The sequence below is a fragment of the Amycolatopsis sp. 3B14 genome (assembly GCF_050958625.1).
GTDB lineage: Bacteria > Actinomycetota > Actinomycetes > Mycobacteriales > Pseudonocardiaceae > Amycolatopsis_E > Amycolatopsis_E thermoflava.
Map to the genome: position 1 here is coordinate 1 of NZ_JBHZEN010000081.1, position 26,909 is coordinate 26,909.

24 protein-coding genes and 1 pseudogene are annotated in these 26,909 nt (G+C 72.4%); 9 read left to right on the forward strand and 16 right to left on the reverse strand.

From position 1 onward, the window contains the following. Nucleotides 1-249: 249 nt before the first annotated feature. From ACCP09_RS35700 to ACCP09_RS35715, 4 genes are all read right to left on the reverse strand, one after another. Entirely contained in the window at nucleotides 250-1,188 is a 939-nt protein-coding gene (locus tag ACCP09_RS35700; protein WP_433753246.1) for an Acg family FMN-binding oxidoreductase, read from the reverse strand. A gap of 20 nt (nucleotides 1,189-1,208) precedes the next feature. Further along, complete coding sequence (locus ACCP09_RS35705) at nucleotides 1,209-1,379, reverse strand: hypothetical protein (RefSeq protein WP_378334250.1); 171 nt, start codon at nucleotides 1,377-1,379, stop codon at nucleotides 1,209-1,211. Nucleotides 1,380-1,519: 140 nt separating this feature from the next. Further along, nucleotides 1,520-3,241 carry a GAF domain-containing protein gene (locus tag ACCP09_RS35710; RefSeq protein WP_433753248.1) on the reverse strand — a complete coding sequence of 574 codons (1,722 nt, stop codon included), beginning with the start codon at nucleotides 3,239-3,241 and terminating at the stop codon, nucleotides 1,520-1,522. An 88-nt stretch (nucleotides 3,242-3,329) separates the two neighbouring features. Next, the gene (locus tag ACCP09_RS35715) at nucleotides 3,330-3,764 is read right to left on the reverse strand and encodes an Lrp/AsnC family transcriptional regulator (protein WP_027929542.1); all 435 of its coding nucleotides are present in this window, start codon (nucleotides 3,762-3,764) and stop codon (nucleotides 3,330-3,332) included. 132 nt (nucleotides 3,765-3,896) lie between these two features. Between ACCP09_RS35715 and pdhA the strand changes: the two genes are divergently transcribed. Genes pdhA through ACCP09_RS35730 form a run of 3 tightly spaced genes read left to right on the forward strand, consistent with a single transcriptional unit; the run spans nucleotide 3,897 to nucleotide 7,227 of the window. Beyond that, a complete protein-coding gene (gene pdhA, locus ACCP09_RS35720) occupies nucleotides 3,897-4,985 on the forward strand; it encodes a pyruvate dehydrogenase (acetyl-transferring) E1 component subunit alpha (RefSeq protein ID WP_433753251.1) in 1,089 nt (362 codons plus the stop codon). Further along, nucleotides 4,985-5,986: an alpha-ketoacid dehydrogenase subunit beta gene (locus tag ACCP09_RS35725; protein WP_433753253.1), complete on the forward strand. Its 1,002-nt coding sequence runs from the start codon at nucleotides 4,985-4,987 to the stop codon at nucleotides 5,984-5,986. Before pdhA ends, ACCP09_RS35725 begins: the two co-directional genes overlap by 1 nt. Continuing rightward, nucleotides 5,983-7,227, forward strand: a complete 1,245-nt coding sequence (locus tag ACCP09_RS35730) for a dihydrolipoamide acetyltransferase family protein (protein WP_433753255.1) — start codon at nucleotides 5,983-5,985, stop codon at nucleotides 7,225-7,227. Before ACCP09_RS35725 ends, ACCP09_RS35730 begins: the two co-directional genes overlap by 4 nt. Before the next feature lie 9 nt (nucleotides 7,228-7,236). Here ACCP09_RS35730 and ACCP09_RS35735 read toward each other — a convergent pair whose 3' ends face one another. Genes ACCP09_RS35735 through ACCP09_RS35760 form a run of 6 tightly spaced genes read right to left on the reverse strand, consistent with a single transcriptional unit; the run spans nucleotide 7,237 to nucleotide 12,470 of the window. After that, nucleotides 7,237-8,043, reverse strand: coding sequence for an alpha/beta hydrolase (locus ACCP09_RS35735; RefSeq protein ID WP_433753257.1), 807 nt, complete (start codon nucleotides 8,041-8,043; stop codon nucleotides 7,237-7,239). Then, nucleotides 8,040-8,507, reverse strand: a complete 468-nt coding sequence (locus tag ACCP09_RS35740) for an MmgE/PrpD family protein (RefSeq protein WP_433753259.1) — start codon at nucleotides 8,505-8,507, stop codon at nucleotides 8,040-8,042. The genes ACCP09_RS35735 and ACCP09_RS35740 overlap by 4 nt, the downstream gene beginning before the upstream one ends. Further along, a complete protein-coding gene (locus ACCP09_RS35745) occupies nucleotides 8,497-8,823 on the reverse strand; it encodes a DUF4387 domain-containing protein (protein WP_027929536.1) in 327 nt (108 codons plus the stop codon). Before ACCP09_RS35745 ends, ACCP09_RS35740 begins: the two co-directional genes overlap by 11 nt. Continuing rightward, a complete protein-coding gene (locus ACCP09_RS35750; RefSeq protein WP_433753307.1) occupies nucleotides 8,816-10,198 on the reverse strand; it encodes an acyclic terpene utilization AtuA family protein in 1,383 nt (460 codons plus the stop codon). The genes ACCP09_RS35745 and ACCP09_RS35750 overlap by 8 nt, the downstream gene beginning before the upstream one ends. A 5-nt stretch (nucleotides 10,199-10,203) precedes the next feature. Beyond that, nucleotides 10,204-11,175, reverse strand: a complete 972-nt coding sequence (locus ACCP09_RS35755) for an NAD(P)-dependent oxidoreductase (RefSeq protein WP_433753261.1) — start codon at nucleotides 11,173-11,175, stop codon at nucleotides 10,204-10,206. A gap of 23 nt (nucleotides 11,176-11,198) precedes the next feature. After that, nucleotides 11,199-12,470 carry an MFS transporter gene (locus ACCP09_RS35760; protein WP_378363437.1) on the reverse strand — a complete coding sequence of 424 codons (1,272 nt, stop codon included), beginning with the start codon at nucleotides 12,468-12,470 and terminating at the stop codon, nucleotides 11,199-11,201. 113 nt (nucleotides 12,471-12,583) lie between these two features. Here ACCP09_RS35760 and ACCP09_RS35765 point away from each other — a divergent pair, with 113 nt between their 5' ends. Then, nucleotides 12,584-13,321 carry a GntR family transcriptional regulator gene (locus ACCP09_RS35765; RefSeq protein ID WP_433753264.1) on the forward strand — a complete coding sequence of 246 codons (738 nt, stop codon included), beginning with the start codon at nucleotides 12,584-12,586 and terminating at the stop codon, nucleotides 13,319-13,321. A 45-nt stretch (nucleotides 13,322-13,366) separates the two neighbouring features. On the opposite strand, the gene ACCP09_RS35770 is transcribed toward ACCP09_RS35765, so the two are convergent. Next, nucleotides 13,367-14,455 (reverse strand): tartrate dehydrogenase, encoded by a 1,089-nt coding sequence (locus tag ACCP09_RS35770; RefSeq protein WP_433753266.1) that lies wholly within the window; start codon nucleotides 14,453-14,455, stop codon nucleotides 13,367-13,369. Nucleotides 14,456-14,560: 105 nt separating this feature from the next. On the opposite strand from ACCP09_RS35770, the gene ACCP09_RS35775 reads away from it, so the two are divergent. Continuing rightward, a complete protein-coding gene (locus tag ACCP09_RS35775) occupies nucleotides 14,561-15,466 on the forward strand; it encodes a LysR family transcriptional regulator (RefSeq protein WP_433753268.1) in 906 nt (301 codons plus the stop codon). Between the two features lie 476 nt (nucleotides 15,467-15,942). Here ACCP09_RS35775 and ACCP09_RS35780 read toward each other — a convergent pair whose 3' ends face one another. The 3 genes from ACCP09_RS35780 to ACCP09_RS35790 all read right to left on the reverse strand — a co-directional run bounded on the left by ACCP09_RS35780 (nucleotide 15,943) and on the right by ACCP09_RS35790 (nucleotide 21,126). Further along, the gene (locus ACCP09_RS35780) at nucleotides 15,943-17,964 is read right to left on the reverse strand and encodes an APC family permease (protein WP_123686623.1); all 2,022 of its coding nucleotides are present in this window, start codon (nucleotides 17,962-17,964) and stop codon (nucleotides 15,943-15,945) included. A 190-nt stretch (nucleotides 17,965-18,154) separates the two neighbouring features. Then, on the reverse strand, nucleotides 18,155-19,804 hold the full coding sequence (locus ACCP09_RS35785; RefSeq protein WP_433753270.1) for an amidohydrolase: 1,650 nt from the start codon (nucleotides 19,802-19,804) through the stop codon (nucleotides 18,155-18,157). A 14-nt stretch (nucleotides 19,805-19,818) separates the two neighbouring features. Then, a complete protein-coding gene (locus ACCP09_RS35790) occupies nucleotides 19,819-21,126 on the reverse strand; it encodes an MFS transporter (RefSeq protein ID WP_433753272.1) in 1,308 nt (435 codons plus the stop codon). A 114-nt stretch (nucleotides 21,127-21,240) separates the two neighbouring features. Here ACCP09_RS35790 and ACCP09_RS35795 point away from each other — a divergent pair, with 114 nt between their 5' ends. The 3 genes and pseudogenes from ACCP09_RS35795 to ACCP09_RS35805 form a co-directional block, all read left to right on the forward strand. Continuing rightward, the gene (locus ACCP09_RS35795; protein ID WP_433753309.1) at nucleotides 21,241-22,152 is read left to right on the forward strand and encodes a LysR family transcriptional regulator; all 912 of its coding nucleotides are present in this window, start codon (nucleotides 21,241-21,243) and stop codon (nucleotides 22,150-22,152) included. Nucleotides 22,153-22,243: 91 nt separating this feature from the next. Continuing rightward, entirely contained in the window at nucleotides 22,244-23,386 is a 1,143-nt protein-coding gene (locus ACCP09_RS35800; RefSeq protein ID WP_433753274.1) for an FAD-dependent oxidoreductase, read from the forward strand. A gap of 278 nt (nucleotides 23,387-23,664) precedes the next feature. Then, a pseudogene (locus ACCP09_RS35805) lies at nucleotides 23,665-23,847 on the forward strand (DUF5829 family protein); the annotation flags it as partial. Nucleotides 23,848-24,020: 173 nt separating this feature from the next. On the opposite strand, the gene ACCP09_RS35810 reads toward ACCP09_RS35805, so the two are convergent. Then, nucleotides 24,021-24,602, reverse strand: a complete 582-nt coding sequence (locus tag ACCP09_RS35810; RefSeq protein WP_400987988.1) for a TetR/AcrR family transcriptional regulator — start codon at nucleotides 24,600-24,602, stop codon at nucleotides 24,021-24,023. Between the two features lie 84 nt (nucleotides 24,603-24,686). On the opposite strand from ACCP09_RS35810, the gene ACCP09_RS35815 reads away from it, so the two are divergent. Continuing rightward, nucleotides 24,687-25,646 carry an NADP-dependent oxidoreductase gene (locus tag ACCP09_RS35815; RefSeq protein WP_378334234.1) on the forward strand — a complete coding sequence of 320 codons (960 nt, stop codon included), beginning with the start codon at nucleotides 24,687-24,689 and terminating at the stop codon, nucleotides 25,644-25,646. Nucleotides 25,647-26,018: 372 nt separating this feature from the next. Here the strand turns inward: ACCP09_RS35815 and ACCP09_RS35820 are convergent, their stop codons facing one another. Next, nucleotides 26,019-26,768, reverse strand: a complete 750-nt coding sequence (locus ACCP09_RS35820) for an IclR family transcriptional regulator (protein WP_378334233.1) — start codon at nucleotides 26,766-26,768, stop codon at nucleotides 26,019-26,021. Between the last annotated feature and the right edge of the window lie 141 nt (nucleotides 26,769-26,909).

A 26,909-nucleotide genomic window follows, 5' to 3' on the forward strand; every position in this document is an offset into this window, starting at 1 on the left:
GCAACCGCCCGCGAGCCGGCCACACCACCACCCCGTCACCCAAGCAACGGCGAGCCACCCGCCGATGGCGCCCAGGTGCGGTGGCGCTCATCCCGACCTCCCCACCCGGCCGCCGCCCTGGACGTGGCCCCCTGCGGCACCGCGGCACGCACAACCACCCACCGGCCAATGGGGCAGGCGCGGAACCCATCAGCTGGGAACCCGCCGCGCGGCGAGCGGCCGCCCGCCGGTAGCGCCCCGGCGTCGTGCTCATCCGCGTTTCCCCGCCCCGGTCGGCGCCAGCACCCGGCCGGGGGTGGCCGTCACCGGGTAGCCGATCCGGAGGATCGCCTGCGGGTACCCGGGGAGGCCGAGCTTCTCGATGAGCCCGGCACGCACCTCGGGCAGGTGCAGCGGCTGAGTCAGGACCGAACCGACCAGCCCCTCGGTGATGGCGGCGAGCCAGGCCCGCTCCAGCGCGGCGCCGGCGTGCAGCTGGTCGCGGCGGGTGTCGTCCGCGGTGAGCACGATCAGCAGGGATTCCGCCGCGACCCGCTCGGTGAGGGTCACCGTGTCGGGCAGGTGCGTGTCGGCGCGCACCAGGCCCGACCAGGGCAGCGTGGTCTCCCGCGACGGCGGTTCCCGCAGCTGGGCGGTCCAGGCGGTCAGTTCCCGCTGGTAGGCCCGGTCGGCGCGGAGCAGCTGCCCGGCGTGCGCCAGCAGCTCGGCCAGCGGCGCCGCCTCGGTCCGGGGCTGGACGAGCCGCGCCTCCGTGCCCGGCCCGGCCGCCGTGTCGCCCAGCAGGCGCAGGAGCCGTGGCGGGACGTGGTGCAGCGCGAACGGCGAGCGGTAACTGCTGCGCTGGAAGATCGCCGAGTAGCGCTTCAGCTCGGCAGGCGTGGCCTCCCCTGGCTCGGCGACGCGGATCTCGGCGACCAGGTCCGCCCGCTCCGGCGACGGCAGCAACCCGACCTCGGGCCGCCAGCCGAGGACCCGCACCGCGAGGTCCAGGTTCGCCAGCGCCGCGCCGCAGGAAAGCACCCGGTCGCGGCCGGTCGGGTCGTGCCGCGGCAACGACACGTCGAACCGTTCGTACAGCCGCAAGACCCCGTCCGGGACCTCCAGCGCCCACGGCTGCGAATTGTGGACCGAGGGGGCGCAGCTCGCGGCCCGCGCGAGCGCCCCGATCTCGACCTGGGACCAGTGCATGTCATTTCCTCCGGAAGTTCTCAGCGGACCGCGGCGACCGGGCACGGGCAGTGGTGGAGCAGGGCCTGGCTGCCCGAACCGGAGCGGGCAGATGCCGCAGCGACGCCCCGCGCGTCGCCCACCGCGGCGTTCAGCGCCGCGGGCGAGCCGTCCACAGCGGCGACAACCGCTGGTTCGATCGATCCGGCCATGACCCGATCCTGACCGGCCGGTGCCGCGGCGGGCAGGGCAGACGGGCCCCGGCCGCGGGGCACTTCGGCTCTTTCCCGCGCCGACCGGAGCGGGCCCGCCGGGGTCGTGGCGGCCGTGACGAACCGCAGGCCCGGCGCGGTCAGGAGATCGGCGCGGCCCAGGTCAGCCGCGTCCCGCCGGTCTCGTCCGGAACGACGGAGAAGCTGCCACCCGCCTGGGTGGCGCGTTCGGCGAGGTTGTGCAGGCCGCTGCGGGCGACCTTGCCGGGGATGCCGGTGCCGTTGTCGACGACGTCGATGACGAGGTCGTCGTCGACGGAGACGGTGATCGTCAGGGTGGTCGCCCGGGCGTGGCGGACCGCGTTGGACAGCGCCTCCCGCAGCACCGCCTCGGCGTGTTCGGCGAGGTCCGCTCCCGCCACGCCGATCGGCCCGGACATCCGGACCGTGGTGCGCAGCCCGGTGTCGCCGGTGACCTCGGCGATGATGTCGTTGAGCCGTGTGCGCAGCTTCCCGGTGCCGTGCAGGCCGCCGTGCAGGTCGAAGATCGCGGTGCGGATCTCGGCGACGATGCTCTGCACGTCGTCGATCATGTCCGCCAGCCGCCGCTGGATCTCCGGGTTGCGGGAGCGCATGTGGGTGCTCTGCAACGCCAGCCCGTGGGCGAACAGGCGCTGGATCACGTGGTCGTGCAGGTCCCGGGCGATGCGGTCGCGATCGGAGACCACCTTCAGCTCGTTGATGGAGCGCTGGTCCTCGGCCAGTTGCAGGGCGAGCGCGGCCTGGTCGGCGAACGCGGCGGCCAGCGGGAGCTGGGTGCCGTCGAAGGCCGCGTCGCCCTTGCGCCGGACCACCACCAGCACGCCGGAGACCGACGTGCGGGACGCGCGCAGCGGCAGCACCAGCGCGGGACCGAACTCGGCGGACACCTCGAACTCCAGGCTGTCCACCCGCCGCGGCTGGGCATCGGTGAACGCCGCCCCGCAGGTCGAACCGTCGACCGGGATCCGCTCGGTCAGCTGCCCCGGGCCGGGTCCGGCGTGCACGGTGACCACCAGTTCCGTCACGTCCTCCAGGGGCATGTCCGGATCCTCGGGTTGGGCGATCAGCGCGTAGTCCGCGCGCGCCAGCGTCAGGGCGCGGGTCGCGATGAGCGTGAGGACGTCGGCCGGATCGGCGGCGGCCAGCAGTTCGGCGCGGACCTCGCTGGTGGCCTCCTGCCACTGCTGCCGCAGCCGGGCCTGTTCGAACAGCCGCGCGTTCTCCACCGCGATGCCCGCCGCGGCCGCGAGCGCCAGCACCACGACTTCGTCGTCCTCGGTGAAGGGCTGCCCGTTCGCCTTCTCGGTGAGGTAGAGGTTGCCGAACACCTCGTCCCGCACCCGCACGGGCACACCGAGGAACGAGTTCATCGGCGGGTGGTGCGCCGGGAACCCGGACGAGGCGGCGTGCTGGGAGATGTCGTCGAGGCGGATCGGCTTGGGCTGCTCGATCAGCAGGCCCAGCAGGCCGTGCCCGGTGGGCAGGTCGCCGATCTCCCGGCGCGTGGCCTCGTCGATGCCCTCGTAGACGAACTCCGCAAGGGACTCGCGGTCCTGGGTGAGCACGCCCAGCGCGCCGTAGCGGCAGTCCACGAGCTCGATCGCCGAGTGCACGATGCGCCGCAGGGTGGCGTCCAGTTCGAGCCCGCCCGCGACGGCGAGCATCGCTTCGAGCAGTCCGTCCATCTGGTCGCGGGATTGCACCAACTGCTCGATGCGGTCCTGCACTTCGCGGAGCAGTTCGCGCAACCGCAACTGGGACAACGTCTCGCGCAGCGGCCGCTCCTGCCCCGCCAGGTCACGCCGATCCTCACCCGCCATGCCGACCATCGTGCCTCAACGCGCACGGCAGCGGGGCAGAAAGACCCCGGCGGGGAGGACTACGGGCTCTTCGGGGAAGCCTACTGGGTCAGTTCGCCGAGTCCTCGAAGATCAGGAACGTGCGAGTGCCGAGCACCTCGGGTATCGCCTGCAGCTGTTCGAGCACGACGCGGCGCAGCGCGTCGTTGTCCGCGGCGCGCACCAGCAGCATCACGTCGAACTCACCGCCGGTGAGGGCCATGTGCCGGACCTCCGGGATGGTGCGCAGCCGCTCCTTGAGGTCCCGCCAGCCGTTCTGCCGCACGGTGAGGCTCACGTACGCCGAGGTGGTCAACCCGATCTTCACCGGGTCCACGGTGGCGGTGAACCCGGTGATGACTCCGCGCGCGGTGAGGCGGTCCAGGCGGGCGTAGGCGTTCGCGCGCGAGATCCGCACCCGCTCGGCGAGGGCGCGCACCGACAGCCGCCCGTCGGCGCGCAGCTCGGCGACGATCCGGCGGTCGACGTCGTCCAGGGTGTCCATCCGTCTCACTTCCCGGCGCCGAGACCGCCCTCCCGGAGAGAACCGACCTGATTCCGCACCGAAGAAGGCCGATCGTCTCGACTCTTCCCGTGTCTCTGGTCAAACTGCGCACGCTGACGGGACCATCCTGTCATGTCGTCCATCGCCAGCACACGAGTTCCGGACGAGGCGGCCGCCCCGGTCCGGCTGATCGACGAGCGCGGCGCGCACGTCGGCGAGCACCCGTTGCCGCCCGTGGCCGCGCTCGTCGCCGGGTACCGCGGGCTGCTCCTGGCCCGCCGCCTCAACGAGCAGGCCGGCGCGCTGGTCCGGCAGGGACGGCTCGCGGTGTACCCGTCCTCGCGCGGCCAGGAGGCCTGCCAGGTCGCCTGCGCCCAGGTGCTCGCCGAGGGCGACTGGCTGTTCCCGACCTACCGCGACACCGCGGCGGTCGCCGCCCGCGGCGTGGACCCGGTCGAGGTGCTGACCATGCTGCGCGGCGACTGGCACTGCGGCTACGACCCGGTGGCCCACCGCGTCGCCCCGCAGGCCACCCCGCTCGCGACCCAACTGCTGCACGCCGTCGGCGTCGCGCACGCGGCCCGGCTCAACGGCGAGGACACCGTGGTGATGGCGCTGTGCGGGGACGGCGCGACCAGCGAGGGCGACTTCCACGAGGCCTGCAACTTCGCCGCCGTCTTCCGCGCGCCGGTGGTGTTCTTCGTGCAGAACAACAAGTACGCGATCTCCGTGCCGCTGGCCCGCCAGTCGGTGGCGCCGTCGCTGGCGGCCAAGGCGGTCGGCTACGGCATGCCCGGTGTCCTGGTCGACGGCAACGACTTCGCCGCCCTCACCGTGGTGCTCGGCGAGGCGGTCGCCCGCGCCCGTGCCGGTGGCGGGCCGACGCTGGTCGAAGCCGACACCTACCGCATGGACGCCCACACCAACGCCGACGACGCCGCCCGCTACCGCACCGACGACGAAGTCGCCGCGTGGGTGAAGCGCGACCCGCTGACCCGCCTGCGCACGCACCTGGCGGAAGCCGGCGCACTCGACGCGGAACGCGAGGCCGAGTTCGCCGCCGCGGCCGAGGAGATGGCGGCGCACGTCCGAGCCGGGCTCGGGGCCGAGACCCCGGTGGACCCGGAAGAGCTGTTCGCCCACGTCTACGCGACGCCCACCCCGCAACTGGCCGAGCAGCGCGCCGCCCTGCGCGCCGAGCTCGAATACGAGGAGGCCTGATGTCGCCGGCCAAGATGACCATGGCCCAGGCGATCAACACCGCCCTGCGCGACGCCATGACCGCCGACGACCGGGTCGTCGTCTTCGGCGAGGACGTCGGGCAGCTCGGCGGGGTGTTCCGCGTGACCGACGGCCTGCACCGCGACTTCGGCGAGGCCCGCTGCTTCGACACCCCGCTCGCCGAGTCCGGCATCGTCGGCCTGGCCGTCGGGATGGCGATGAACGGGATGCGCCCGGTGGTGGAGATGCAGTTCGACGCGTTCGCCTACCCCGCGTTCGAGCAGATCGCCAGCCACGTGGCCAAACTGGGCAACCGCACCCGCGGGCGCCTGCGGCTGCCGATGGTCATCCGCATCCCCTACGCCGGCGGCATCGGCGGGGTGGAGCACCACTGCGACTCCTCCGAGGCCTACTACGCCCACACCCCCGGCCTGACCGTCGTCACCCCGGCCACCAACGCCGACGCCTACGGCCTGCTGCGCGCGGCGATCGACAGCCCCGACCCGGTGGTGTTCCTCGAACCGAAGAAGCGTTACTTCGCCAAGGAAGAGGTCGACGTCGCCGAGGCCGTCCCGCCGATCGGGCGGGCGATCGTCCGCAAACCCGGCCGGGACGCCACCCTGATCGCCTACGGCCCCTCGGTGCCCGTCGCGCTCGCCGCGGCCGAGCAGGCCGCCACCGAGGGCCGCGACCTGGGCGTGGTCGACCTGCGCTCGATCGTCCCGTTCGACGACGACACCGTCTGCGCCGAGGTCCGCCGGACCGGGCGCGCCGTCGTGATCGCCGAGGCGCCCGGCTTCGCGTCCGTGGCCTCGGAAATCGCCGCCCGTGTGTCCGAGCGCTGCTTCCACCACCTGGAGGCCCCGGTGCGCCGGGTGACCGGGTTCGACGTGCCCTACCCGGCGCCGAAGCTGGAACACCACTTCCTGCCCGGCACCGACCGGATCCTCGACGCCGTCGACACCCTGCAGTGGCAGGACTCCTGGGAGGTGACCGCGTGAGCGTGCAAGTCTTCACCCTGCCCGACCTCGGCGAGGGTCTCACCGAGGCCGAACTGGTGCGCTGGCTGGTCAAGGTCGGCGACCCGGTCGCCGTCGACGCCCCCGTCGCCGAGGTCGAAACGGCCAAGGCCACGGTCGAGGTGCCCTCCCCCTACGCGGGCGTGGTCGCCGCGCGGCACGGCGAGGAGGGCGCCACCCTCGCCGTCGGCGAGCCACTGATCTCGGTCGCTCCCAGCGCGGAGGCGAACGCCTATGTGGAGGAAGAGCGAGCCGGGTCCGGCAACGTCCTGATCGGCTACGGCACCACCGACGCCGCGCCGTCCCGACGCCGACGTCGCGCGGCCACGAAGGCTGCGGCATCGCCACGGCGCGACGGGGACCGGCCGGCCGTGATGTCGCCGATCGTCCGCCAGCTCGCCCGCCGCACCGGCGTCGATCTGGAAGCGCTCACCGGCAGCGGGCCGGACGGCCTGATCACCCGCCGGGACGTGGAGGCGGCGGCCGTCGCGGAAGAGCAGGCGGCAGGCGACGTGGACGCGCGGACCGGGCTGCCGATCCGTGCCCGGGTGCCGCTGACGGGCCTGCGCAAGGCGGTCGCCGAGACCCTCACCCGCAGCCGCGCGGAGATCCCGGAGGCCACCACCTGGGTGGACGTCGACGCGACGGCGCTGCTCGACCTGCGGGCCCAGCTCGCGGAAACCGGGCAGGCGCCGGGCATCCTCGCCATGGTCGCCCGCTTCGTGATCGCCGGCCTGGCCCGGTTCCCCGAGCTCAACGCCCGCGTGGACACCCGGCGCGGCGAGATCACCCACCTCGACGGCGTCAACCTCGGCCTCGCCGCGCAGACCGACCGCGGCCTCGTCGTCCCGGCGATCACCGGCGCCCACCGGCTCGGCATGCGCGGCCTGGACGCCGAGATCCGCAGGCTCACCGCGGCGGCCCGCGCGGGCACCGCCACCGCGGCCGAGCTCAGCTCCAGCTCGTTCACGCTCAACAACTACGGGGTGCTCGGCGTCGACGGCAGCGTGGCGATCATCAACCATCCCGAGGTCGCCATCCTCGGGATGGGCCGCATCATCCCGCGGCCGTGGGTCGTCGGCGGTGAGGTCGTCGCGCGGCAGATCGTGCAGCTGTCCCTGGTGTTCGACCACCGGGTGTGCGACGGCGGCATCGCGGGCGGGTTCCTCCGCTACGTCGCCGACGCGATCGAGTCCCCGACCTCGGCGATGGCCGACCTGTGAGCGGCGCCCTCAGCCGGTCAGCAGGTCGTCGAAGAAGGCGGTGATCGACGGTTGCGTCCCGGCGGCGCTGTGGCCCACCCCGGGCACCTCGGCCGTCCGCACCGCAGCGCCGTGTGCCCGCAGGCTCGCGGCGAGGCGGGCCAGCTCGGCGGGCCGGCTGCGGCCGGGTTCACCCATCGCGGCCAGGTCGGCGCGGCCGTCGTCGTCGGCGCCGATCACCAGCAGCACCGGCACCCTCGCCACCGCGGTGGGATCCACAGTGGACCCGAACCGGGACTGGGTGTCGCCGGTGCCGTCCGGCCAGGCGCGTGCGGAGTCGAGCACGGTCACGCTGCCCGGCGCGCTCACCGCGACGGCCTCGACCCGCTCCGGGTGGAGGTAGAGGAACCGGTGGGCGAACTGGCCGCCGCCGGAGTGCCCGCACAGCATCACGGTGTCCACGCGCGCGTTCCACCGCTCCCGGACCTGGTCCAGGATCTCCAGCAGCACCAGGTCGAACCGGATGCCGAAGGCGTCGAGGGTCTTGTAGTTGTGCACGTCGTCCGGATCGCCGATGCCGGCCGGGAACAGCGGCGTCACGACGATGACGTCGTGCCGGTCGGCGAACGGAATCAGCCCCTCACGCAACGCGCCGACGTTGCGCCCAGTGCCGTGCACGGCCACCAGCACCGGCATCCGCGCCCCGGGCGTCCAGGTCCGCGGCACGTAGGCGCAGTAGCTGCAACGCGGCTCGGTGGGCGCGGCGAAGAACGGCGTGCGGCCGGTCAGCAACCGGCGGCCGGGGTGCGCGGGGGGCAGGTCTTCGACACGGATCACGGAATCTCCCTTGTGGACGGCGGCCGGACGAGGACGAGCGCTTGGGTGAGCGCGGTGACGGACGGGGCCGATTCGACGTGCCAGATCGCGTCGAGCACGCGACTGCACCACGCGGCCGTGGCCAGGGGTTCCACCAGAGCCAGGAACTTCTCCTCGAACTGCGCGCCGGTCATCGGCGTGCCGTGCCGGCGGGGGCGTCGTGGACCTCGCGCACGAGCTGCTCGCCGGAGGCGAGGTGGACGGGCCGGGATGTTGTCGCTCGGGTGCCCGGGCTCCAGTCCGAGGTAGCCGTCGTTGAAGTCCGGGTGCCGCACCATGGTGCCGTCCACGAACGCGGCGACATCCGCCGTGGTGGTGTCCGTCGCGCCGAGCACTGTGGACGGTCCCGGCCGGAGGGCCCGCGCGAGCCGGCGGGCGGCCCGGCTGGGCTCGGCGTGGAAGGCGCCGAGGTCGTCAGCGATCATCGCGCCGGACCGGCAGGCGGGCCAGCGGGACGTGGTGCTGGCCCGCGTGCATGTCGCGGTCCCGCAGCGAGCCCTGGCTGACCGGGCGCGGGAAGGAGATCTTCACGACGTTCAGCGAGGGGATGCGGAACACCTGGACGGTGCTCTCCTCGACCCGGTACAGCTCCGCGATCACCCGCTCGTTGAGGAAGGACTCGTCGGCGGCGATCCGGTAGCCCTCGGCGTCGCGGAGGAAGACCTCCATGGTGACCCAGAACGGGCCGGCGTTCTTGGACCGCACTTCGTGCGCGAGGTCGGCGAGAGTGGTGTCAGGCACGGGTGTTCTCCCCCAGTTCGATGCGGAACAGGCTCAGCGGGTCATCGCAGTCCACGACGTGGTTGAGCACGAACTCGTACGCCGCGCCGCGCTCGACCTCGGCGGGCGAGGACGCGAACGCGAAGCTGGGCAGATAGTCCATCCCGGGCGCGGGCAGGTGCAGCATCAGCGGGTTGGCGACCTTCGCCACCGCCGTGGCGGTCGCCTGGTCAGGCGCGTTGACCAGCAGCATCACGCCCACCTCGCGCGGCGGCCCGCTCTCCGGTTCGAGGTCGTCCAGCACCGCGTTGTGCCCGTAGAGGCGCAGGTCGAAGGCGTACTCGCCGTCCGCCAGCCCGAGCGTCTGGCCGACCCGCTGCCGGATCATCGTGCGCATCAGCTCGGCCCAGGCGTCGACGTCGGCCAGGATCAGCGGATCCCGGATCGCGGCGAACGACATGGTTTCGTAGCCGGTGACCCGGGCGCCCTCCAGCTTGATCGTGTACTGCCCGGCGACGTGGAACTTCGACCCCTCGACCCGGACGATCCGGTCGTCGAGCGCGGTGTAGCGCGCGTCCCGGACGTCGAGGGTGCCGTCGGGTTCGCGCATCTCGAACGGGTTCACCGTCTCGTACAGCATGTGGGCGGCCACCGTGATCGGCGTGCACGACACCGTGGGATCCAGCGGCTCGATCGTGAAGCCGTCGGCGTCGATGGTGGCCAGGACCCCGCCCGCACGCGGGTTGGTGGTGCACTGCCCGCCGCACTCGACGATCTTGGCGGCGTGCCAGGTGGGTCCGGCCGGCATGCCCATCATGAGCGGGTAGGCGGCCGCCACGGCCGTGTCGGTGGCGCGGCCGGCGAGCACGACCTGGGCGCCCGCCCGCAGCGCCGCGACGATCGGCTCGTGTCCCATCGCACCGACGATGTGGGTGCAGCTTTCCAGGGTTTCGGCCCGCAGCTCCCCCAGCGGCGGCAGCGGGTGGACCCGCCCGGCGTTGAGGTGTTCCTTCAGATCGGCCGCGTTCTGCTCGCTGTAGATCTTCGCGACCCGCAGGTCGACCCCTTCCTCCGCCATCACCTCGGCGGCGATCCCGGCCACCCAGTCCACCCCGCGGTCGGTGCCGCTGGTGCCGCACGAGCCCACGATCACGGGAATGCCCGCGTCCGCGGCGGCGGTGAACAGGCTGCGCAGATCGCGGGCCACCGCCTTGGCCGTCGTCTTGGCCGTCGCCGACCCCAGGTAGTGCGGGCCGGAATCCGTGGACCCGCCGTCGATGCTGATCACGTCGGCGCCGAGCGCGATGCCGCGCTCGATCGTGGCGTGGTCCCAGCCCGCGCCGAGCATGCCGGTCGGTGTCAGGACGCGGACGGACTTCACCGGTTCGGTGCCCATGTTCCTCATTTCTTTCCTTCGGTGATCAGGGCGTCGTTTACCGGGAACCGCGGCCGGCCCTGCAGCGCCGCCACGAGTTCCTCGGCCCCCTGGCGTCCCGCGGCGGCCCGCGCCTGCGCGGTCTGCCCGGCCAGGTGGGAGTAGACGACGATGCCGTCGACGTCGCGCAGCGGGCTGTCCGGCGGCAGCGGCTCCTCGGTCGCGACGTCGAGCGCGGCGCCCGCGATGTCCCCGGCACGCACGGCCTTGGCAAGCGCGTCCTCGTCGACGATCGGCCCGCGGGCGGTGTTCACGAGCAGTGCCGTGGGCTTCATCCGCCGGAAAGCCTTTTCTCCCAGCAGGCCGCGGGTTCGTTCGGTGAGCGAGGTGTGCACCGAGACGTAGTCGGCGACGGCGAGGAGCTCGGGCAGGTCCACGAACCGCACCGCGGGGTCGGTCCGCAGGTGGGCGGGCACGCCGGTGGTGCACACGACGGTCATGCCGAAGGCGCGGGCCAGCGGAACCACGGCGCGCGCGGACGCCCCGTACCCGATGAGACCGAGGGTCGCGCCGCGCAGCTCGTGGCCGTCTTCGCGCGGCCAGGCGCCCCGGGCCACGCCGCAGGCGGACTGCACGAGACGCCGCGCCCCCGCGAGCAGCAGTCCCATCGTGTACTCGGCCACGGCGTTGGCGTTGATCCCGGGCAGGTTGCTCACGCTGATGCCGAGCCGGGTCGCGGCGGCCACGTCGATCGAGTCGTAGCCCACGCCGGTGCGCACCACGACCCGCAGCCGGGGCGCCCGCGCGAGGACGCCGGCCGTCATCGGCTCGTTGGCCACCAGCGCGGCGTCGACCCCGGCGAGCGCCTCCGCGAGCCGGTCGGGGTCCCGCCTGCCGGTCATCGGCAGGTGTTCGGTCTCCAGCCCGGCGCCGCGCAGGAACTGGTCGACCTCGTCGCCGGGACGGAGGTAGTCCGTGGTGATCAGGACGCGGAGCACGATCTCCTCTTTCTCCAGAGTGGTCAGACGGCGCGGTCGGTGGCGGAACGCCGCTGCAACGCCCAGACCCGGGCGACCGCGAGCACGGCGACGAGGGCGACGACCGCGACGTCGAGCAGCATCAACGGCCAGCCGGTGAGGTCGACCATGCCGCCGACCAGCGCCGGGCCGAGGAACCCGCCACCGGCCCAGCCGACGGTGTAAAGACCGGTGTAGGTCCCGACGACCCGGTCGGAGGGGGCGAGGTTCCACAGGACGACCACCGCGTTGACGAGGAACGCGGACGCACCCGCGGAAGCCACGCACAGGGCCACGACGGTGCCGGTCGCTGTCTGGACGACGGTGCCGAGCACCATGGCGGCCGCGAACACCGTCATCCCGGCGATCATCACGCGCAGCCGGCCGAAGCGCTCGGCGAGCATCGCCACCGGGAAGGCGGCCAGGATGAAGGCCACCCCGCTGGGCAGGGTCAGCCCGCCCGCGTCGCCGCGGGACAGGTCCAGCGCCTCCATCCCGTAGGAGGTGACGAGCGAGCGCGACGCGGCCCACGCGCCGCCGAACAGGAAGATCGACACGATGAGCAGCAGCCGGCTGCGGTCGCGGTCCGTCACGATGTCGGGCACGATGTCGCGCACCCGCACCTTGGCCACCGCCGGTTCGTCTCCCGCGCGGTCCTCTTCCACCGCCGCGCGGTAGGCCGGGGACCGGCTGTCCCGCACCTTCGCCGCCAGCACGGCCACCGAGACCACCATCAGCACCGCCGGGATCGCGAACGACAGGTTCGGGTGGTCGTCGACCAGGAAGAGGCTGATCAGCGCCGAGACGATCACCGTGATGCTCGAGGCGATCTTGACCACCGCGTTGGCGCGGCTGCGGCGCGCGGGGCTGATGAAGTCCGGGAGCAGGGATTCGGCGATGGGCTTGAACGAGTTCGCCACCAGCGCGTAGCTGAACATCGCCAGGATCAGCAGCGGCAGGGAGCCCGCGGTGAACGGGATGGCGACGAACAGCAGGGCCGCGACCGGCATCCCGGCGACGAGGTAGGGGATGCGCCTGCCCCAGGAGGTCCGGGTGTTGTCCGACCGGTTGCCCATCCAGGGCTGGACGAAGATGCCGAGCAGGTTGTCCATGCCCATCAGCAGGCCGATCAGCGCGGCGCTGCCGAGGTGCGCGCCGAGCAGCGGCGGGACCTGCGACTCGTAGAGGTTCCACGTCGACTCCTGCGCGAACACCGCCAGGGCCACGAAGAACGTGATCCGCCGACCGGTTCCCGCACGCCGCGTAGCCAGCGTCATCGCCACCACCCTTCCCTGTCGCCACGGCCTTGTGGCGAGCCCGACGCTACTTTGCTATAGCAAGATGGTCAATAGTTGCAAATGATCGCTGCGATGGCAGATAGGGTGATCGCATGGCAGGTGAGAGGTTGACGGGCCTGACGAGCGACACGCTGTCCGACCGCGCGTACCGCGCGATCCGCGCCGCGGTCACGACCGGCGAGCTGCGCCCGGGGCAGAAGGTGACCGAGCGCGGGCTGGCCGAGCGCCTGTCGGTCAGCCCGACCCCGGTGCGCGAGGCGATCCGGCGGCTCGAACAGGACGGCCTGCTCGAGCGGACCGGACCACGCACCGTCAAGGTCGCCGAGGTCGCCGACGCCGCGGTGCAGGACCTCGCCGAGGTCGAGGTCGCGCTACGCGGGATGGTGGCCCGCTTCGCCGCGCGGCACGCGACCGAGGAGCAACTGGACCGGCTCGACGCCATCCTCGACGACGCCGACGACCTGCTGATCGTCATCCAGCAGCGGCACCAGGCCGGTGAGGACATCTCCCGCCAGCTGGGCCGGCTGCTGGACACCATGCAGCGGTTCAACGAGGTTGTCGAATCCTGCGCGGGCAACCCGGTGCTCGTGCGCCTGCTCGACCAGACCCGGGTGTTCTCCTGGGCGGAGCGGCGCACCAAGCTGATCGACCGCATCAACCAGGACGAGACGTTCGGCCTGGACCGCTACTCCAGCCACCGCGCGCTCGTGCGGGCGCTGCGGGCCCGCGACTCGGCCGCCGCGGAGGCACTGGTGATCGAGGACGCCCGCGGCGGACTCGGCGACCTGCTCGCCGGCGCCCCGGCGGCGGTGCCCGCGGCGCAGCACTGACGGCCGGGACCACTGGTCAGAGACCGACCGGGTCGACGGGGCGGGTCATGACGCCACCGCCCGCGCGATCTCGTCGGCGATCGCCGCGCCCAGTTTCTCGGTCGTCCCGGAGCCGCCGAGATCGGGGGTGCGCACCTCCGGCCGCTCGTCGAGCACGGTTTCGATCGCGGCGACGACCTGCGCCGCCGCGTCCGGCTCCCCCAGGTGGTCGAGCATCATCGCGCCGCTCCAGATCTGCCCGACCGGGTTGGCGATCCCGCGCCCGGCGATGTCCGGGGCCGAGCCGTGCACCGGCTCGAACAGGCTGGGCCAGGTGCGGTCGGGGTTGATGTTGGCGCTGGGCGCGATCCCGATCGTCCCGGCGCACGCCGGGCCGAGGTCGGACAGGATGTCGCCGAACAGGTTGCTGGCCACCACGACGTCGTAGTCCTGGGGCCGCAGGACGAACTTGGCGGTGAGGATGTCGATGTGGTCGGAGTCCGCGGCGACGTCCGGGTACCGCCCGGCCATCGCGGCCGCGCGCTCGTCCCAGTAGGGCATCGTGATGGAGATGCCGTTGCTCTTGGTCGCCCACGTCAGGTGCTTGCGCGGGCGCGCGGCGGCCAGCTCGAACGCGTACCGCAGCACCCGGTCCACCCCGGTCCGGGTCATCACGGTCTCCTGCACCACGGTTTCGCGGTCGGTGCCCTCGAAGATCCGGCCGCCGATGCTGGAGTACTCGCCCTCGGTGTTCTCGCGGACGACGACGAAGTCGATGTCGCCCGGACCGTGGTCCCGCAGCGGGCTGCGCACCCCGCGCAGCAGCCGGACCGGCCGGAGGTTGACGTACTGGTCGAACCCGCGCCGGAACCGCAGGAGACTCCCCCACAACGACACGTGGTCGGGCACGACGTCGGGCCTGCCGACCGCGCCGAAGAAGATCGCGTCGAAGCCGCCGAGCACTTCCCGCCAGTCCGGGGGCAGCATTTCGCCGTGGCGCACCCAGTAGGCGGCGCTGGCGAAATCGAACTCGGTGACGTCGAGCTCGAAGCCGTGGCCGCGGGCGGCGGCGCGCAGGCACCGCAACCCCTCGGGCACGACCTCACGTCCGATGCCATCCCCCGGGACGACGGCGATGCGGTAACGGTGGGACACGGCAGCTCCTTGTGGTCGGGCCCTTCACCTTGATCGGCGCGGCACACCACGACAAGAGCTCTCCGGGCAACCTATCCTTTCGCTCAGGGAAAGAAAGGGGCGCGTGTGAGCTCGATCGACGATCTCCGCTTCTTCCACGTGGTCGCCGCGAGCGAGACGCTGACCGCCGCCGCCCGCGAACTCGGGTCCTCACTGCCCGCGGTCAGCAAACGCCTGCGGGCGCTGGAACAACGGCTCGACGCGCGCCTGGTGCACCGCGGCACGCGGCGGCTGGTGCTGACCTCCGAGGGCGAGCTCTACGCCGCCCGCCTGGAGACGATCCTCGACCAGGTCCGCGAGCTCGACGACCTGATCACGCACCGGTCGGCCGACCTGCGCGGCTCGGTCGTGGTCCAGGCCACCCTCGGCCTCGGACGCGCCCACGTCGCGCCCCTGCTCGGCGAGTTCACCGCGCGGCATCCCCAGCTGAACATCCGGCTGCACACCACGGCGCTGCCGCTGCGCCCGCACCGGCGCGAGTTCGACCTGGCCGTGCACGTCGGCGCCCCGCCGGATTCGACGCTGCGGATGCGGCGGCTGGCCCGCAACCGGCGCGTGCCCTGCGCCGCACCGTCCTACCTGGACCGCAAGGGCATGCCGGAACGGGTCGAGGACCTGGCCGACCACGACTGCATCGTGCTGCGCGAGAACGAAGGGGACTTCGACCTGTGGCGGTTCGGCACCGCGGGCCGGCCGAGGCAGGTGCGCGTGCGCGGCCGCCTGTCCAGCGACGACGGGGACGTCGTCACCGGCTGGGCACTGCGGGGACACGGGGTGATCATGCGCTCGGAGTGGCAGGTCAGGTCGCATTTGGACAGTGGCGCGCTCGTCCGCGTGCTGCCCGGAGTCCCCACCCCGCCCGCCGACATCTACGCACTCCTCGCCGACGACGTCCACGTGCCGCGGCGGGTCAGCGAGCTGATCGACCACCTGGCGGCCCGGCTGCCTGCCCGGATCGCCGGGTCGCGCTGAGGCGCCCCCAGCAGTCACGGCACAGGCGCGCCGCTTGGTGCCGACCGGCGGGCGGACAGTGGCCCGCAGCTAGCACCGCGGCGTGGCCAGCGCGCCCGCGCCGAGGCTCAGCGCACGAACGCGACGGCCGCGAGAGCTTCCGGCACAGCGCCGGATCTTCGCTGGAACACCGAGGTGGCCCGCGCCCGGCGCGCGCTCCGCGACGAGCTGGACACCGCCGGCCCCGGTGCCGATCTGGGCGACCCGCTTGCCGGGCAGGTCGTAGTCGTGGTCCCAGCCGGCGCTGCGCAGGAGCTGCCTACATCCGCGACCACTTCCCGAGGTGGCAGCAAACCTGGCAGCCGTGCGAGGGGATTTCGCGCCGCCCGCGCCGCCGGAGCGCGACCCCGGGGTCGAAGTGGACCACGAGCACGCGCAGCCGCAACATGTCCGGCCGGACATACCTGATCGACGGAGGCCGGTTGGGTCGTCCGGCGTCACCGGGGTTGCCCGGTTCGGCGCGGCCGGTGTGCGGGGATGCCGCGCCGGACGTCGCCAGGCAGGCGGTCGAGGCGTTCGAGGTTCCGCGCGGTGCTGGAGCGCAGCTGCCAGGGCACGCTGACGACCATCACAGCGGGTTCGAACAGCAGCCTGCTCTTCAGGCGCAGGGCGCTCTGGTTGTGCAGCAGGTTCTCCCACCAGTGGCCGACGACGTACTCGGGGATGTAGACGCAGATGACGTCTCGGGGGCTGTCGCGGCGCAGCTTCTTGATGTAGTTGACCACCGGCCTGGCGATCTCCCGGTATGGGGATTCCAGCACCAGCAGCGGGATCGCGAGGTCGTGGCTTTCCCAGACGCGCTGCAGCTCGCGGGTTTCGGTGTCGTCGACGTTGATGGTGATCGCGGTCAGCGTGTCGGGGCGGGCGGCCTTCGCGAAGGCCAGAGCGCGCTGGGTGGGTTTGTGCAGTGTCGAGACCAGGACGACGGCGTGCACGCGGCTGGGCAACAGCGTCCCGGTCTCGTCGGGGGCGAGTTCCTCCCGCACCTGCTGGTAGTGCCGCCGGATCGCGCGCATCAGCAGGAACAGCAGGGGGATCGCGATGACCACCAGGTAGGCGCCGCCGGAGAACTTCGTGATCAGCACGACGACCAGCACGACGCCGGTGAAGCACGCGCCGAATGCGTTGATGGCCCGGCCACGCCGGACACGCCGGCGCGACGCCGGATCGGTGGCGGTGCGCAGTTCCTGGTTCCAGTGCCGGACCATCCCGGCCTGGCACAACGTGAACGAGGTGAACACACCGATGATGTAGAGCTGGATCAGCCGGGTCGTGGAACCGTCGAAGGCGTAGATCAGCGCCGCGGCGACCATCGCGAGCAGGACGATCCCGTTGGAGAAGGTGAGCCGGTCCCCGCGGGTGTGCAGCTGCCGGGGCAGGTACCGGTCCCGCGCCAGGATCGCGCCGAGGAGCGGGAAGCCGTTGAAGGCGGTGTTGGCAGCCAGGATCAGGATGAGCGCCGCGGTGGCCTGGATGTAGAAGAACCCGGCGCTGTGGTCGCCGCCGAAGACCGCGGCGGCGATCTGCGCGATCACCGTCCGCTGTGCCGCGTTCTCGCAGCTGCCCGGGAAGCCCGCCAGGTCGCACGGGTTCTCGGCGATCCTGACCTGCGCGATCAGGGCCAGCAGCGTGATGCCGCTGAACATCGCGATCGACAATGCGCCCATCGCCGTCATCGTGCGCGCGGCGTTGAGGCCCTTCGGCTTGCGGAAGGCCGGGACGCCGTTGGAGATCGCCTCGGCGCCGGTGAGCGCGGTGCAGCCGGAGGAGAACGCCCTGAGCACGAGGAACGCCAGCGCGAGACCGGTCAGCCCGGCCTGCTCGGCGTGGATGTCGTAGTGCGCGCTCTCGGCCACCGGTCGATGCCCGGCCAGGGTCTCGGCCAGACCGGCCACGATCATGATGAGCACACCGGCGACGAACGCGTAGGTGGGCACCGCGAAGGTGCGCCCCGACTCGCGTACCCCGCGCAGGTTCACCGCGGTCAGCAGCAGCACGAACACGAGGTTGATCAGCACGCGGTGAGGGTTGAGCTCCGGCAGCGCCGAAATGATGTTGTCCACCCCGGCGGCGACCGACACCGCCACGGTGAGCACGTAGTCCACCAGCAAGGCGCCCGCGACCACCAGGCCGGCGTTGCGCCCCAGGTTCTGCGACGCGACTTCGTAGGAGCCGCCGCCGGTCGGGTAGGCCTGCACCACCTGGCGGTAGGACAGCACGACCACGACCAGCAGGACCACCACCGCCAGCGCGATCCACGGGGTCAGGTGCAGGAACGCCACCCCGCCGAGCGAGAGGATCAGCAGGATTTCCTGGGTGGCGTAGGTGACCGAGGACAGCGGGTCGCTGGCGAAGATCGGCAGTGCGATCCGCTTCGGCAGCAACTCGTGCGACAGCCGGTCGCTGCGGAACGGGCGCCCGACCACCAGGCGCTTGAGCACGGACGTTGCGGAAGGCACGAAGGCAGGGTAGGCAGCAGGTGATGGGCCGAACGGCCGCGCGGCGTATGGATCCCGTCAAAAATCCGCCCGTGTCGCGGGGCCGCTGCCGGAAACTCGACCGGTGATATCAGGGCCGGGTCGAGCCTCGGAACCCGCGGCCGCCGCAACCGGGTCCGGCCGGGATGACGGCGCCGGGCGAGTGCGCTCGTCAGGACGGGGCCAGCGCACCCTCCGCGTCGTAGCCGAAGACGCCGCCCACCATCGTCGCCCGAACTTGGAGGTCTCGGATGCGGTCGGGCGCCACCTGGAGCAGGTCGTCGGACAGCACGGTGAGGTCGGCCAGGTTGCCCCGCCGCAACGCGCCCTTCCGCGTCTCCTCGTGCACGGCGTGCGCGGAGCCGATCGTGTACGCCCGCAGGGCCTGCGCCGGGGTGAGCGCTTCCCCCGGGGCGATCGGCGCCCCGGACGCCGAGCGGCGGTTGACCATGTCGTGGATGCTGATCAGCGGCTCCCCCGGCACCACCGGCGCGTCGGTCGACCCGGGCAGCTCGACACCGGCCTCGACGAAACTACGCATCCGGTACGCGCGCTCCACACGATCCGCGCCCAGCGCGGCGAGGAAACCGTCGCCGAGCGCGGAGATGAACCGCCCCTGCGGCACCGGGATCACACCCGCCGACACGATCCGCGCGACGTGCTCGTCGGAGGCGACCCCGACGTGTTCGACGCGGTGCCGGGCATCGGGCCGCGGCAGGCGTTTCTGGGCCTCCTCGTAGGCGCCGAGCACGACGTCCAGCGCGTGGTCGCCGATGGCGTGCGTGGCGATCTGCCACCCGTTCTCGTGGCCGCGCAGGATGTTCTCCCGCAACGCCTCGGCCTCGGCGAGCAGGAACCCGCGGTTGCCGGGGCTGTCGCGGTAGTCGCAGCACATCGCCGCGGTCCGGCCGATCAGCGACCCGTCGGACACGATCTTCACCGGCCCCAGCCGGAACCACTCGTCGCCGATCCCGCTGCGCAGCCCGAGGTCCAGTCCCCAGCCGTCCAGGCCGTCGTCGACCCGCCCGAGGTCGTGCACCGCGTCGATGAACGGCATCGCCGTGACGCGGGTGCGGAGGTTCCCCCGCTCGTAGGCCGTCTGGAACGCCCGGGCGTCCGCGGGACCGTGGCCGATCAGCCGTCCGCCGATCCCCGGCTCGGTCACGCTGGTCAGCCCGTGGCGCAGCGCCCACGCCGACGCGGCTTCCAGCGCCGCCACCAGCTCCTCCTGCGGCACCGGCTTGAGCACGTGGCTGACCAGCGTCATGGCCTGCTCCTGCAGCAGACCGGTGTGCACGCCGTCGCGGAACACGGCGCTGCCGCCGGGCGGCGCCGTCACCACGTCCGGATCGGGATGCCCGGCCCGCCGGAACGCCTCGGTGTTCGCCACCGCCATGTGGTTGGAGTTGTGCACCAGGTAGACCGGCCTGCCGCCGGCGATGCGGTCGAGCACCTGCCGCGTGGGGTGCTCGCCGATGTTGTTCTGGTCGTAGCCGTTGCCGATCACCCACGCGCCGTCGGGTTTCCCGGCGGCCCACTCCTCGACGCGGCGGTAGAGCGCGTCCAGCGTCGGCGCGGCCTCGGCGGACAGGTCGAGCTGCGTCATCTCCTTGCCCAGCATGGAGAAGTGCAGGTGGGCGTCGTTGAACCCGGGCACGACCGGGGCGCCGCCGAGGTCGTGGCGCGCGTCCGCGGTGACGCCGTCGAGCTCCTCGTCGAAGCCGGCGATCCGGCCGTGCAGCACGCCGACCGAGTGCGCGCGCGGACGCGCCGGGTCGAGGGTGGTGATGCGGGCGTTGGTGATGATCGTGTCGATGCGCATGAGGTATGTCCCAATCAGACCGAAGCGGTGACGGTTGGCGTGGCGGACCTGCGGACGAGTGCGGACAGCACGGTCACGCCGGCCGCGGTGACTCCGATGAGGACGAGGTAGAACACCGCCACCCCGGCCCAGTGGCCGCCGCCGAGCCCGAGGAAGAGCTGCGCGAGCAGCGGCGTCGTGCCGCCGATGACCGTCGAGCAGAGCTGGTAGGCGAACGAGATGCCGGTGTAGCGCACGCCCACCGGGAACGCCTGGGCGAGGAACCCGGCGAGCACCGCGTAGTAGCCGGTCCCGGCGATCGTGCTCAGCCCGATGCCGAGCAGGATGAGCGCGGGTTTCCCGGTGCCGGCGAGCAGGAACATCGGCACGGCCAGCGCCGCCGTGGCCGCCAGCGTGCCGACCATGAACCGGGCCGCGCCGATCCGCTCCGCGAGCCGGGTAGCCAGCGGCTGCCACAGGAACTGCAGGACCGCGTTGGCCAGCAGCAGGTTCAGCATGACCTGGCGGCTGACCCCGAGCTGCGAGGTCGCGTAGGCGAGCATGAACGTGCTGAGGAAGTAGGCCATGCCGATGCCGAGCGCGCTGGCGAACACGGCGGCGACGACCCGTCGCCAGTGGTGGGCGAGCAGCTCGGCGATCGGCAGCTTCACCGGCGGGGCCTGCTCGACGCGCTGGGTGAACTCCCGCGACTCCTCCAGTTTCAGGCGGGTCACCAGCCCGATGACGACGAGCAGGGCCGACAGCAGGAACGGGATCCGCCAGCCCCACGTCGCGAACGCGTCCCCGGGCAGCGCCGCGACCAGCGCCATGACGAGGGTCGCGAGGATGTTGCCCGCGGGCGAGCCCTGCTGCACGAACATCCCGCCCCGCAGCGCGCGGCCGCTCGCCCCGCTCTCGGTGGCCAGCAGGACGGCGCCGCCCCACTCCCCGCCGACGGCGAAGCCCTGGAGCGCGCGCAGCAGCACCAGCAGGATCGGCGCGGCGACCCCGATGGTCGCATACCCCGGCAGCACGCCGATCGCGAACGTGGCCACGCCCATGATCAACAGAGTCGCGACCAGCGTGTTCTTCCGGCCCAGCCGGTCGCCGAGGTGCCCGAACACGATGCCGCCGATCGGTCGCGCGAGGAAACCCGCCCAGAACGTCGCGAACGATGCCAGCAGCGCCGTGGACGTGTCGAACGTCGGGAAGAACACCGGCCCGAAGGCGATCGCCGCGGCGGTGCCGAAGATGTAGAAGTCGTACCACTCGACCGCGGTGCCCACGAAGGCCGCGATGCGGGCACGTCTGCCCTGACGTGCGGCCGTCTCGTCGTCGGACATGTCGCCTCCGGTGTGATGCGGGTGAATGTGCCAGGAATTCTCAGTGGCCACGTGCCATGCTGTCGAATACTGATTTCGCAAGGACTTGATGCTCGGGAGGCATGCGGCGTGGAGATGCGGGTGGTGAAGTACTTCCTCGCGGTCGCGGAGGCGGGTTCGATCACCGAGGGGTCACGGCGCCTGCACGTCACGCAACCGTCGGTGTCCCGGCAGCTCCGCGCGCTCGAACAGGAGCTCGGCGTCACCCTGTTCCAGCGGGGCCACGGTGCGCTGAGCCTGACGCACGCCGGCAGGCGGTTCCTCGACGCGGCGCGGGACCTGGTGCTGCGCGAGCAGATGGCCCGCGACGCCGTCGGGCTGGACCAGATCCGCGGCGCGCGGTGGCGGGTGGTCGCGCCGTTCACGACGATCGTCCGGTCGCTGGCGCCGTTCATCGCCGAACACGGGGCGAGCCATCCGGTGATCGACGCGCTCGAATGCGAGCCGGTCGCGGTGTTCGAGCGCACCCGGGTGCTGGGCGCGGACCTGGGGGTCTCCACCGTGGCGCCGCCCGCCGACTGGGCGTCCCGACGCCTCGTCGACGTGGGGATCACCGTCCACGTCGCGGCCGACCACCCGCTGGCCGGCCGGTCCGACGTGGAGATCCGCGAACTGGCGCGGCACCCGCTGGTGCTGATGGACCGGACGAACGTGGCGCGGCTGGCGTTCGACGAGGCGGTCGCGACCGCGGGCGTGGACGTGCCGGAGGCGATCGAGATGAGCTCGGCGTTCATGGCGCAGGGCCTCGCGGCGAGCGGCCGCGGCGCCGCGGTGATGACCAATGCCCCGGCGTTCGGCCTGCACGCGGTGCGCATCATGCTGGACGGGCGCCAGATCCGGCTCGGCCTCCACGCAGGCTGGGACCCGACCCACTACGCCGCCGAGGCGATCTGCCGGTGGGTCGAGGAGTTCGCGGAATGGCACGCGGACGTCCCGGAAGCGGTGCACGTCGACGACCCGCCCGCCGCACCGGAAGTCAGCGCCTGACAGGCCGGTGTCAGCGCGCTGTGCTCCCGCTGCCAGCGAACCCCTCCAATGTCAGGGACGAAGACGTTCCCGACTTTGAAGGAAGTTTCCGATGCGCACCCCAGTCACGATCATCGGCGCCGGTCTCGGCGGGCTCACCCTCGCCCGCGTGCTGCACGTCCACGGCATCCCGGCCGCCGTCTACGAGGCGGAGCCGTCGCCGATGGCGCGCACGCAGGGCGGGATGCTCGACATCCACGACTACAACGGGCAACTCGCCGTCGAGGCCGCCGGCCTGATGCCGGAGTTCCGCGGTCTCGTGCTGGAGGGCCGCCAGGCGATGCGGATCCTCGACCAGGCCGGCACCGTGCTGTTCGAGAAGTCCGACGACGGCACGGGCGGCCGTCCCGAGGTGCAGCGGGGCGAGCTGCGCCGGATGCTGCTCGACGCGCTCCCCGCCGGCACCGTCCACTGGGGACACAAGGCGAGCGGCGCCCGCACCCTCGGCGACGGCCGGCACGAGGTGACCTTCACCGACGGCCGCACCGTCGTCACGGACCTGCTGATCGGCGCCGACGGCGCGTGGTCCCGGGTCCGGCCACTGCTGACCGGCGCCACGCCCGAGTACACCGGCACGGCGTACGTCGAGACGTACCTGTTCGACGCCGACACGCGGCACCCCGCCACGGCGAAGGCGGTCGGCGGCGGCTCGATGATCGCGAACGGCCCCACCCCGGACGCGGCGATCTTCGCCCACCGCGAGCGTGGCGACACCCTGCACGGCTACATCGAGCTCGCCCGGCCGCTGGACTGGTTCGCCGCCGTGGACTTCGCCGACCCGGCCGCGGCCACCGCGCGGATCGCGCGGGAGTTCGACGGCTGGGCTCCGGAGCTGACGGCACTGATCACCGACAGCGACACCGCGCCGGTCCTGCGCCCGCACCACGCCCTGCCCGCCGGCCACCGCTGGGAGCGCGTGCCGGGAGCGACGCTCGTCGGCGACGCGGCGCACCTCGCCGCGCCCAACGGCGAAGGCGCGAACCTGGCCATGCTGGACGGCGCCGAACTCGCCCAAGCCCTGGCCGCGCACGAGGACGTCGAGACCGCACTGGCCGAGTACGAACAGGCGATGTTCACGCGGGCCGCCAACCCGCCCGACGAGAGCGCCCTCCTGGAAAGCGTTTTCGGCGGCACGATCCCGCAGAGCCTGGCCGCCCTGTTCGGGGATCGGACCGGTACTGCGCAAAACGGGTGACGGCTGGGACAATTCCGGCAGAACGGTTCTACTGTCGGCGGCAGGGGGAGACGTCGAAGAATTCTCGGCATGCTTTGTGCGATGGCCGTGGGATTCGCCGGAATCGCCGGCACCGCGGCGCGCCCAATGCCCGCAACCGTTCGGTCGCCGGTCCACGTCTGCCCACCGCCGGTGGTGGTCCGGACCTGACGAACCGGTCGTGTCCCTGCAGACGCGCGACTTCGGTGACGGAATCCCGATCCCTCAGCAACACCGAGCCCGCCTCGTTCCCGGGCGACGTGGGGCGGGAACGCGTCCTACCGGACGACTACGCCGACCACCTGATGCGCGACGTCACCGGGATCCGGATCGGGATCACCGCGGGCGATCACGCCGACACGGTGCCGTTGCTGCGGGCCGGCGGTTTCGCGGTCCGGACCACCCCGCAGGGCACGGTCGCCACCCGCGGTGGCACGACGATCCGGTTGGATGTCGTGCCACTGGGCGAAATCGGTCTGCGCAGTGTCGAGTTTCGCTCAGCACGGCGGTGCTCCACCGGCACGTGGAGCGGATCGGCAATTCCGAACTGGTGGTCGGGCCGGGACCGCGTGCGCACTGGACGTTCAGGTTCCGGGGATAGGGATCCGCATGCGGATCAACGCCGCCGCGAAGAAGGCCGGAGTCCGTCCATCAGGAGGTTCAGCAAGCGCGCTGCCATCGCCTTGTGCTCGGGCGAACCCGCCACGGTGAAGATGCCGATGAGAGCGGCTGCGATGTCTTCGGCAGGGACATCGCCACGGAGTTGGCCGCTCGTGCGACCGGCGTCGAGGATCTCGTCGATGGCCGCGAGCAGCTCGGTCCGGGTGTGGGCATGCCCGATCTCCCCCGATTCGATCATCGCGAGCAGCGTGTCCAGCATCCCGTTCTTGGTCGCGACCCACTCCCCGAACAGGTCCATCCACCGTCGCAGGGCCGCGGGCGGGTCGAGTTCGGCGAGGAGCTCACGAGCGCCGGAGGTGAGCCGCGCGACCTGGTCCCGGTAGACCGCGTCGACCAGCGATTCCCGGGTCGGGAAGTGCCGGTAGAGCGTGGCGATGCCCACCCCGGCTTCGCTGGCGATCGCGCGCATCGACGGCTCGGTCTCCGCCGAGGCGAACAAGCGGGTCGCCACGTCCAGCAGCTGCTGGCGGTTGCGGGCCGCGTCCGCTCGCGGTCTGCGGGTCTCCTCGGCGGCCAAAACGGATCACGCTCCACTTGTGTTAGCCTGGTGTTGAAACGGAGCATAGTCCGCTTACTGAGCCGCGACTGGAGACAGGTGAACATGGCAGAACCGAACGTCAACACGCCGGCGATCACGAGCCGGGCGGTTCAGTTCGAGTCGTTCGGCGGGCCGGAGGCCTTGACCGTCCGCGAGGTGCCCGTGCCGCAGGCCGGGCCGGGACAGATCCGCGTGCGGGTCGCCGCGGCCGGCCTGAACCCGATGGACTGGTTCATGACCTCGGACGCGGAGACCGCGGCGCGATTCGGGTTGAGCCTGCCCTGCGGGTTCGGCACCGACTACGCCGGCGTCGTGGACCAGATCGGTGACGGGGTGCGCGAGTTCGCGGTCGGTGACCGGGTGTTCGGCGGCGCCCTGTCCCGCGCGGTCGCCGACTACGTCGTCGTGGACGAGGCGGGGACCATCGCGGTGGGCGGCGAGGCCCACCACACCCCGGACGGAGTCGACGACCGCACCGCCGCCACCCTTGCCATCGCGGGCCGCACGGCGGCCGCGGCCCTCGCCGTGATCGAGCCTGGCCCGGGCGACACGGTGCTCATCGGCGGCGCGGGAGGCGGGGTCGGTGTGTTCGCCGTCCAGCTCGCGCGCCGGGCGGGCGCACGGGTGATCGGGACGGGGTCGGCATCCTCGGCCGAGGCCCTGCGAGCCCTGGGGGCCGAGCCGGTCACCTACGGCGACGGCCTGGTCGACCGGGTCCGCGCGCTGGCTCCAGCCGGCGTCACCGCGGCCATGGACCTGCACGGGACGGACACGGCGCAGGCGGCACGGAAACTGGGCGTGCCCGACGCACGCATCACCACCATCGCCGCCCAGGTCGACGGGATCACGCCGGCGAACGGCGCCGGCGCACCCCAAGGCGCCCTCGAGGAGATCGCCGGCCTGGTCGCGACAGGCCGGCTCCGGGTGCCGATCGCGGCGCGCTACCCGGTCGAGCAGATCCGCGCCGCGGTCGAGCTCCAAGCGGCGCGGCACGTGCACGGGAAGGTCGTCATCGACCTCTAGGTGTTGTGACTTGTGAGGTTGTGGACGGCGTGTTGGGGTTGATTGTGGGGAGGACCTCCGGGCGGAGTGGGTGTTGCGACGCATCCACACCAGCCCTGGAGGTCCTCGACGGGTCACGCTGACGCAGGCACCAGTTGATCGTGCAGCGTTATCAGGCGGGTGGCCGGCGGCGCGGATCGGCTGAGCAGCTCGGGGTGGCCCGTTCCACAGTTTGTCAGTAGTTGTCCCGGCATCGGGAGGAGGGCGCGCTCTGACGTCCGCGGGGCGATGACCGCCGGGTGAGCAGCGGGAGGTTGGTCAAGGCCAGGACCGGCCTGGCCACACTGCTCATCCGGCCTTGAGGACAGGCCGCCAACGCCGCCCCGCCAGGGCTCACCCGGCCCAGCGGGCGATGCCGAGCGCCGCGGTGCGCACGGCGGGCGCGAGCCGGTCGACGGCGGCCCTGGAATGCGCCACGATGCCGAGCGCGGCGCGCACCCGGCCGTCCAGGCCGAGGATCGGGGCGGCGACCGACACCGCGCCCAGCGTCATCTCCTCGTAGGAGTAGGCGACCCCGGTCTTGCGGACCTCCTCCAGCGCGGCCGCGAGCCGGCCGGGCTGGGTGATCGTGTGCGGGGTCATCCGCGCCAGACCCGCCTCGGCGACCGACCGGAGCAGGTCCTTTCCGGAGAACGCCAGGAAGACCTTGCCGACGCCGGTCGCGTGCAGCGGCAGGCGGCCACCGACTTCGGTTCGCGTCGGAACGGCCTTGGTGCTGGAGATCTTCTCGATGCACAGCGCCTGCGTGCCCTCCAGGACGGTGAGCTGGAGGTTCTCCTGGGTCGCCTGGAAGAGGTCGTGCATGTAGGGCAGGGCGGCTTCCCGCAGCCCGCGCTGCTGCGGGGCGAGCGTCCCGATCGTCCACAGTCGCATCCCGATGCGGTACCGGCCGTCCTCGAGCCGTTCCAGCCCGCCCCACTCCCGGAGCTCGGTGATCAGCCGGCGCGCGGTCGACACGGGCAGACCGCTGCGCGTGGCCACCTCGGTGAGTGTGAGCGCCGGATGCGCCACGTCGAAGCAGTCGAGCACGGTCAGCAGCCGCCGGGACACCGACTGACCGGGCGTGTTCGTTCGGCCCGCCATGCCGTCAATGTACGGGCGATTGCCACTGGACGGCAATCACGTCTGGCGCCGGGCGGCGCCTGGGCCGCAGGATCCCTACGTTCCCGCCACACCGGAGCAGAACGAGGAGGTTCTGAGCATGACGAACACCGACCGGGCGTG

What these genes read in the sequence shown, in the direction of transcription:
- ACCP09_RS35800 (WP_433753274.1), top strand. Translation starts at nt 22,244, where the DNA reads ATGCGCACCCCAGTCACGATCATCGGCGCCGGTCTCGGCGGGCTCACC.
- ACCP09_RS35765 (WP_433753264.1), top strand. Translation starts at nt 12,584, where the DNA reads ATGGCAGGTGAGAGGTTGACGGGCCTGACGAGCGACACGCTGTCCGAC.
- ACCP09_RS35820 (WP_378334233.1), bottom strand. Translation starts at nt 26,768, where the DNA reads ATGGCGGGCCGAACGAACACGCCCGGTCAGTCGGTGTCCCGGCGGCTG.
- ACCP09_RS35795 (WP_433753309.1), top strand. Translation starts at nt 21,241, where the DNA reads ATGCGGGTGGTGAAGTACTTCCTCGCGGTCGCGGAGGCGGGTTCGATC.
- ACCP09_RS35715 (WP_027929542.1), bottom strand. Translation starts at nt 3,764, where the DNA reads ATGGACACCCTGGACGACGTCGACCGCCGGATCGTCGCCGAGCTGCGC.
- pdhA (WP_433753251.1), top strand. Translation starts at nt 3,897, where the DNA reads ATGTCGTCCATCGCCAGCACACGAGTTCCGGACGAGGCGGCCGCCCCG.
- ACCP09_RS35790 (WP_433753272.1), bottom strand. Translation starts at nt 21,126, where the DNA reads ATGTCCGACGACGAGACGGCCGCACGTCAGGGCAGACGTGCCCGCATC.
- ACCP09_RS35750 (WP_433753307.1), bottom strand. Translation starts at nt 10,198, where the DNA reads ATGGGCACCGAACCGGTGAAGTCCGTCCGCGTCCTGACACCGACCGGC.
- ACCP09_RS35710 (WP_433753248.1), bottom strand. Translation starts at nt 3,241, where the DNA reads ATGGCGGGTGAGGATCGGCGTGACCTGGCGGGGCAGGAGCGGCCGCTG.
- ACCP09_RS35700 (WP_433753246.1), bottom strand. Translation starts at nt 1,188, where the DNA reads ATGCACTGGTCCCAGGTCGAGATCGGGGCGCTCGCGCGGGCCGCGAGC.
- ACCP09_RS35785 (WP_433753270.1), bottom strand. Translation starts at nt 19,804, where the DNA reads ATGCGCATCGACACGATCATCACCAACGCCCGCATCACCACCCTCGAC.
- ACCP09_RS35760 (WP_378363437.1), bottom strand. Translation starts at nt 12,470, where the DNA reads ATGACGCTGGCTACGCGGCGTGCGGGAACCGGTCGGCGGATCACGTTC.
- ACCP09_RS35740 (WP_433753259.1), bottom strand. Translation starts at nt 8,507, where the DNA reads ATGATCGCTGACGACCTCGGCGCCTTCCACGCCGAGCCCAGCCGGGCC.
- ACCP09_RS35705 (WP_378334250.1), bottom strand. Translation starts at nt 1,379, where the DNA reads ATGGCCGGATCGATCGAACCAGCGGTTGTCGCCGCTGTGGACGGCTCG.
- ACCP09_RS35725 (WP_433753253.1), top strand. Translation starts at nt 4,985, where the DNA reads ATGTCGCCGGCCAAGATGACCATGGCCCAGGCGATCAACACCGCCCTG.
- ACCP09_RS35815 (WP_378334234.1), top strand. Translation starts at nt 24,687, where the DNA reads ATGGCAGAACCGAACGTCAACACGCCGGCGATCACGAGCCGGGCGGTT.